A 6,617-nucleotide genomic window follows, 5' to 3' on the forward strand; every position below is an offset into this window, starting at 1 on the left:
AGTCAGATTTCCATATGGCTCTTACAGCAACGACGATTCAAGCACTCATCGAGGCCGAAATTCCGAGCCTGCAGGATCTTCGTGTTGTCTCTCATATTCGCAGTCTTCTCGTGGAGCCTACGGAGGTTCTTCTTGAATGGGAATATGGGGATGAAGAAAACCCCGACCCAACTTTTCCTGGTTGGCTGGTTTTGAGTCATCCGCAATCGAACACAGGTATCGCGTACTGCGAGTTTGGTTTTGGTCCGAAAACTCCATGGGGATTAATCAGTCTTTCAAACTTAAGCATGGGAATGGATTGTGGCTGGTTCTCATATTTTTTGGACGCCTATTTTGATTCAACTGCTGCAACCGACCTGCCCATCTGGCGTGTCTTCGAACAAAATGGAGATTCCTCTTCCAGAGTTGCTCTCACTGATGAGATAGACTGGGATTCTGCTTGGAGAGAGATCAAGCGATTGAGAGCGGTCGATCCAATCTCTCATTATGACTGCCGCCACAGTATCCTTCGCACTTGGATCCATTCAGAAGAGATCCGACAAGGGTAGCCAGGGTGAACCTTGAAGCGCCGAGAACTGTTTGATGACTCCTCGTTCACGCTGGGTGTCAGACGCTTCTCGCATACCTCCGGCATGCGCCCTTGAGCAGGGGATGCGGTGTGCGTGGTCCGGTGGTTCTCGCTCGCCAAGCCTCGCTTCACCACCGGCTATCTTCTTTCATCCCTCCGGGATGCTTCAGCGACGACCCGTTGCTGCGCAACGGGGCTACTTTCCGAGCTTCTCCCGCACCTTCTTCGGCAGCGCATCCACCACGAGCTGATAGGAATGCGCGACGAGCTCCCGCACGAGCGCTGGGGGGACGGTTCCATCCAGCATCACGGTGTTCCAGTGTTTCTTGTTCATGTGCCAGCCGGGTTTGATGCCCTTGTGTTCATCGCGGAGCTCGATGGCGCGCTCGGGGTCGCATTTGAGATTGATGCGAGCGGGAAACTCGTCGGGAGAGGTGACGGCAAACATCTTGCCGGCGACTTTGTACACGAGCGCCTCGGGGCCGAAGGGCTGCGTTTCTTCCGCACCGGGAAGGCTCAGGCATTGTTCGATAACGTCGGGCAGTTCCATGCTGGTAAAATAAGCGAATCGGGGGCAGCCGTGCAAATACAACGATGGAGGTTCGTCGCCCTCGGCTGACGGAGAGATGCTCCGAATGCTGTTCTATTCGTTTGATGAACGGGGCATCCCGGTTCTTTCTTGGCAGCACAGCTCATGCGTGTGTCCTCCCTAACCAGCCGAGAAAAAGTGATCGTGGTTTTTGCCACGGTGCATCTGATCTTTCTGCTTTTCGGCGTGCTGCCTCTGCCCTGGCGTGACCGGATTCATCTGACTCCGGTATTCAGCTTTTATGAGCGGATCACGCGCAGCCATCAGGTCTGGAACATGTTTGATACCATTCCGAACATGCACAGCCTCGATGCGCGGCTGGTCGTCAAGGAGGGTGGGCAAAAGCCCCATCTGGTGGGCATGGTGCTGCCGGGCTTGCGGAGGTTTTCCCAGAACGATCAGGTGCGGTTCCACAACTGGATGATGAACACCATCTTCAACCCCTCCCGTGGGGTGTTTCGCGAATCCTACATGAAGAGCGCCGCCGCCGCGCTGCTGAGCTCCGGGCGTTATGGCCCCGATGCCGAGGTGAGCCTTGAGGCGCTGCCGTTGTACACTCGCAGCCTGCTGGGAGTGCGCACGCTCAAAGAGATCGCGGTGGAGCGCCCGTCGGTGCTGGGGCCGTTTAGGCTGGGTGCGCTCGTGGCCAGGAACACCGCCAACCCACCGACGCCATGACGGTGAGCGTGAAGAGCCTTCCATCCCGTTTCACCGGTCTGTTTCTAGGTCCGGCAGACGCGCGGGTGTATGCCGCTGTGCGGATCGCGTTTGCGCTGGTGTCTCTGCTGAACCTGATGCAGATCTGGCCGGATCGGGCGACCTTCTTCACTGACGCCGGGATGATTGATCAGGAGGTTGTGCGGAAATTCACGGTGGGGGCTTACCTGTCGGTGTTTGACCTGTGCCATGACCTTTCGGCGGTCAGCACCTACATGCTGTTCAGCGGCGTGGGCATGCTGCTGCTGCTGTTCGGGGTGTGGTCGCGGGTGGCGGCGGTGATCGTGTATGTGTGGTATGTGTCCTATGCGATGCGGGCGCCGCTGATGCTGGTGGGCTGGGATGAGGTGTTGCGCTCCACCGCTTTTCTGGTGCTGATCTCGCCGATGCCTGCCTGCTGGTCCTGGCGGTCTCGTAAAGCACGCAAGCGGATGGTGCCGGAGACACAGGTGCTGTGCTACGGCCTGACCCTGATGCGGGCGCAACTGGTGGTCATTTACCTGCAGACGGTGCTGGCAAGACTGGGCAACGAGTACTGGATGGGCGGGGAATTCATGAGCTTCTTCCTGCTCTCTCACAATGCGCGCTGGCCCGGTCTCTGGGTGCTGAACTATGGCTTTGTACTGAAAGTGGTCACGTACCTGACACTGCTCACTGAGTTGCTGATTCCCATTCTGCTCATGGTCCGCCGCTGGCGGTGGTATGGCTTTGGCACAGGCTTTCTCCTGCACGCGGGCATCAGCCTGACGTCGTACAATCTCGTGTTGTTTTGGCTCGCGATGATGGTGCTCTACGTGAGCTTCCTGCAAAAGGAAGACATCGACTGGCTGGAACGCCGCCTGCCGTTCTGGGCGTAGGTTGGATGTGTTTGGCGGCGAGAATGATTCAATGCCCACAGCACGCTCCGCCAAACCGTCCGACTGCGAGCACGTTATTACACCATGGAGCCTGCCACACGCTCAGGACGGGCGGGCTGTCGCCACACCCATCCTACGACAAACCTGCGGGCTTAAACCAGCATCAGCGCCGGGTTTTCCAGCAGCTTCCGCATTTCGGCGAGGAAGGTGGCGGCGACGGCTCCATCGACGACACGATGGTCACCGCTGAGGCCGACCCACATGCGCTGACCGACAACGATCTGGCCCTTGTCATTGACGACTGGGGCGGAGCGAATGCTGCCGATGGCGACGATGGCGGCCTGCGGTGGATTGATGATGGCGGCGAACTGGTCGATGCCAAAGGCGCCGAGGTTTGAGACGGTGATGGTGCCGCCTGCAAAGTCATCCGGGCTGAGCTTCTTGTTCTTGGCCTTGCCGGCGAGATCTTTAACGCCCTGGCTGATCTGAAGCAGCGTTTTCTTTTCCGCCTGCTTGATGACCGGAGTGACAAGGCCGTCTTCAATGGCGATGGCGACGCTGAGACCGACGGACTTGAACTTCACGATGGCATCGCCATCCCACGCGGCATTGATCGCAGGCTGGGCCTCGGCGGCGCGGATGACGGACTTGAGGATGAAGTCGTTGACGGTGTACTTGTTGCCACCGGTCTTCTCGGCAGAAGCATTGAGGTGAGCGCGGAAAGACATGAGCGGGCCGGCATCAATCTCCATCTGCAGGTAGAAGTGCGGGATCTGCGTCTTGGAGGCGAGGAGGCGCTCGGCGATGATGTTGCGCATGCTGCTGGTAGGCACGCGTTCGTCTTCAGGGCCAATGACAGGGCGGATGGCCGGTGTGGCTGCCACACGGCCGGCGGAAGCGCCGCCGACAGGTGCGTTTTCCACGTCGTCACGCACGATGCGGCCGCCAGGGCCGGTGCCGACGAGTGAGTGGAGATCGACACCACGCTCCGCCGCGACCTTTTTGGCGAGCGGGGAGGCTTTGACGCGGAGAGCGGCACCGCCAGCGACAGCACGGCTCTTGTGCTGCGGAGCCTGGGGAAGGCGAGGACCGGCAGACGCAGACTTCGTGGCGGATGCGGCAGGTTTTTTCTCAGCCGCAGGGGCCGGAGCCGCCGAGGCTTTAGCCTTGGCGATGAGTTCATCCAGATCTGCCGGGACGGCCTCATCGTCTTCAAGAATCACAGCCAGCGGAGCACCCAGGGGAACTTTTCCGCCGGGGGTGGCGATGAACTTGTGCAGCACGCCTTCAAACGGGCTGGCGTATTCCATGGTGGCCTTGTCAGTCTCAATGTCGGCGATGGCTTTGCCGACGGTGACTTTGTCCCCTTCCTTGACGGTCCATTTGGCGAGGGTCCCCTCGGTCATGGTGTCACTGAGCTTGGGCATTTCGATGAATTTAGGCATGGCAGGAAAACGAGATAAAAGGTTCTAGATGAGCAAGAAGGGGCGGATCAGAAAATGCTGAGCGCTTTGGCGACGACGACTTCGGCGGTTGGAAGCTGGAGAGCTTCAAGCGGCGGGCTGTAGATCGCAGGGGAGTCGAGGCTGCACACGCGCTGCACAGGGGCGTCGAGTTCGTCGAAGATACGCTCCTGGATCATGTAGGCGATCTGGGCACCGATACCGCAGTAGGGCTTGTTTTCTTCGACGTAGATGGCGCGGTGCGTTTTCGCGACGGAGGCAAGGATGGTGTCTTCATCCAGCGGGCGGATGGTGCGCAGATCGACGACCTCGGCGCTGATGCCGTGCTCTTCTTCGAGGATCTTGGCAGCTTCCAGGCAGGTGATGACCGCCTTGCCGTGGGCGATGAGGGAGATGTCGGTGCCTTCACGCTTCACATCGGCGAGGCCGAGGGGGATGAAGAGTTCGCCATTGGGCAACTCGTCGTTGGAGGGGACTTCCCATTTTTCGCCGTAGAGCTTGGTGCTCTCCATGAACATGACGGGGTCATTGTCGCGGATGGCGGCTTTCATGAGGCCCTTGGCATCGTAGGCGTTGCTGGGGCAGACGCACTTCATGCCGGGGAAGCTGGCCATGATGTTTTCCGGGGTGTGGGAGTGGGTGGCGCCGACGCTGGTGCCGCCATTGGCGGGGCCGCGGATGACGATGGGGACGTTGATCTTGCCGCCGCTCATGTAGCGGACCATGGCACCGTTGTTGACGATTTGATCCCAAGCGACCGTGTAGAAGCTCCAGAACATGAGCTCCATCACTGGACGCACTCCCAGCATGCTAGCACCGATGCCCATGCCGATGAAACCAGCCTCGCTGATGGGGGTGTCCACCAGACGCTTGTCGCCCCATTTGTCCCAGAGGCCTTCAGTCACTTTGTAAGCACCGTTATACTGGGCGACCTCCTCACCCATGACCACGACCATGGGATCGCGGGCAATTTCTTCGTCAAGGGCTTCACGGATGGCTTCGCGGTAGGAAATTTGGCGGGGCATGGCAATTTTGAGGGACCAGTAAGTCGGGGAAGGAGCGTGCAGTGTCAAGCGGGCGGCTTCATCGAGAAAGGACAAACTGCCAGCCCAGATAAAAAGCCCAAATGGCCGCCCTGTGGCTCTCAAAGCTCAAAAAGTGCCGATTTGCAGGTAATTTTATTAATAAATCTTAACTTTTTTTAGAAATGATGTTGACGATCACCTGAAAGTTTAGTTGAACGGAGATTGTCTATTCTTCACTTGTGTCACATCTCTTCGGTCCATTTTTCTATGCTGGCCGCAAACTTGCTCAAAAAACACGAGCGAAGTGTAAAATTGCTTTTATACTGACTACCCCCTGCGTCCCAGTCGGGGGCAAGGACGTTGGTCCTTGTATCGTATTACCAACCTAGAACGCTTTATATGGAACTTGACGGAGGCATTAAGATTTACCTGCGTGAGATCGGCAAGACTGACTTGCTGACTCCCGACCAGGAGGTCGAGCTTGCTGAACGCATCAAACGTGGCGACCCCGAAGCCCGTTCGCACATGATTCGTGCGAACCTTCGCCTCGTGGTGAAGATCGCTCAGGATTACGCCAACTACGGTCTGCCACTTCTCGACCTCATTTCCGAAGGTAACATTGGCCTGATGAAGGCCGTGGAACGCTTCGACCCGAACAAGGGTGGCAAACTTTCAACCTACGCCGCCTGGTGGATCAAACAGTCCATCAAGCGCGCTCTCGCCAACCAGTCCAAGACCATCCGCCTTCCTGTCCACATGGTGGACAAGATCAGCAAGATGCGCCGTGTGGCCATGGCGATGTCCGAAGAACTCGGCCGCGAACCCACCGACGACGAACTGTCCGAAGAAATCGGCATTGATCGTGCCAAGCTCAGCCAGCTCAAGGTCGCCTCCATGCGCCCAGCTTCGCTCGATGCGCCGATCAGCGACGACGACAGCACCGAATTCGGCGAAATCGTGGGCGACGAAAACGCCCAGACCCCCTTCGACCTGCTCTCGCACAAGAACATGCACAGCCAGCTTGATGGCTTGCTGACCGTTCTCGACGAACGCGAACGCAAGATCATCGATGCCCGCTTCGGCCTTGCCGGCCAAAAGCCCCGCACGCTGGAAGAAGTCGGTCAGGAGTTTGGCGTCACGCGCGAACGTATCCGTCAGCTGCAAAACATCGCGCTGCGCAAGCTGCGCCGTGCGCTGCAGAAGAAGGAAGACCCGATTCCAAAGGCTCTCCGCAATGCCGGTGGCAAGAAGAAGCGCAAGAAGGCCGCTGCCGCCGAAGCTGAGGACGATTAAGATCCTCACCACAATCACGAAGCCGGGTATCGCAAGACCCCGGCTTTTTTGTAAAGATCGGGTGGCCCTGACGGGATTGCACCCGTCAGGGCTCCCACACCACCG

At 58.3% G+C, this 6,617-nt stretch carries 7 protein-coding genes; 4 read left to right on the forward strand and 3 right to left on the reverse strand.

Annotated elements, in window-relative coordinates; genetic code table 11:
- The first annotated feature begins 14 nt into the window (after positions 1–14).
- Positions 15–548, forward strand: a complete 534-nt coding sequence (locus PSV43_RS16335; protein ID WP_300199611.1) for a hypothetical protein — start codon at positions 15–17, stop codon at positions 546–548.
- A gap of 216 nt (positions 549–764) precedes the next feature.
- Here PSV43_RS16335 and PSV43_RS16340 read toward each other — a convergent pair whose 3' ends face one another.
- Positions 765–1,118: an MmcQ/YjbR family DNA-binding protein gene (locus PSV43_RS16340; protein ID WP_300199613.1), complete on the reverse strand. Its 354-nt coding sequence runs from the start codon at positions 1,116–1,118 to the stop codon at positions 765–767.
- A 129-nt stretch (positions 1,119–1,247) separates the two neighbouring features.
- Here PSV43_RS16340 and PSV43_RS16345 point away from each other — a divergent pair, with 129 nt between their 5' ends.
- Both PSV43_RS16345 and PSV43_RS16350 read left to right on the forward strand, forming a co-directional pair.
- Positions 1,248–1,835, forward strand: a complete 588-nt coding sequence (locus tag PSV43_RS16345) for a hypothetical protein (RefSeq protein ID WP_300199616.1) — start codon at positions 1,248–1,250, stop codon at positions 1,833–1,835.
- A 65-nt stretch (positions 1,836–1,900) separates the two neighbouring features.
- Positions 1,901–2,731 (forward strand): hypothetical protein, encoded by an 831-nt coding sequence (locus tag PSV43_RS16350; RefSeq protein ID WP_300199619.1) that lies wholly within the window; start codon positions 1,901–1,903, stop codon positions 2,729–2,731.
- A 152-nt stretch (positions 2,732–2,883) separates the two neighbouring features.
- Here PSV43_RS16350 and PSV43_RS16355 read toward each other — a convergent pair whose 3' ends face one another.
- Positions 2,884–4,176 carry a dihydrolipoamide acetyltransferase family protein gene (locus PSV43_RS16355; protein WP_300199622.1) on the reverse strand — a complete coding sequence of 431 codons (1,293 nt, stop codon included), beginning with the start codon at positions 4,174–4,176 and terminating at the stop codon, positions 2,884–2,886.
- Between the two features lie 47 nt (positions 4,177–4,223).
- Positions 4,224–5,219 carry an alpha-ketoacid dehydrogenase subunit beta gene (locus tag PSV43_RS16360; protein WP_300199624.1) on the reverse strand — a complete coding sequence of 332 codons (996 nt, stop codon included), beginning with the start codon at positions 5,217–5,219 and terminating at the stop codon, positions 4,224–4,226.
- Positions 5,220–5,618: 399 nt separating this feature from the next.
- Between PSV43_RS16360 and PSV43_RS16365 the strand changes: the two genes are divergently transcribed.
- On the forward strand, positions 5,619–6,512 hold the full coding sequence (locus PSV43_RS16365) for an RNA polymerase sigma factor RpoD/SigA (RefSeq protein WP_300199627.1): 894 nt from the start codon (positions 5,619–5,621) through the stop codon (positions 6,510–6,512).
- Positions 6,513–6,617: the final 105 nt, after the last annotated feature.

Origin of the sequence: Prosthecobacter sp. (assembly GCF_029946185.1) — a bacterium.
In the GTDB taxonomy this organism is placed as follows: Bacteria; Verrucomicrobiota; Verrucomicrobiia; order Verrucomicrobiales; family Verrucomicrobiaceae; genus Prosthecobacter.

Coding starts and splice junctions, on each gene's coding strand:
- PSV43_RS16360 (WP_300199624.1), bottom strand. CDS start 5,219: ATGCCCCGCCAAATTTCCTACCGCGAAGCCATCCGTGAAGCCCTTGAC.
- PSV43_RS16335 (WP_300199611.1), top strand. CDS start 15: ATGGCTCTTACAGCAACGACGATTCAAGCACTCATCGAGGCCGAAATT.
- PSV43_RS16365 (WP_300199627.1), top strand. CDS start 5,619: ATGGAACTTGACGGAGGCATTAAGATTTACCTGCGTGAGATCGGCAAG.
- PSV43_RS16340 (WP_300199613.1), bottom strand. CDS start 1,118: ATGGAACTGCCCGACGTTATCGAACAATGCCTGAGCCTTCCCGGTGCG.
- PSV43_RS16355 (WP_300199622.1), bottom strand. CDS start 4,176: ATGCCTAAATTCATCGAAATGCCCAAGCTCAGTGACACCATGACCGAG.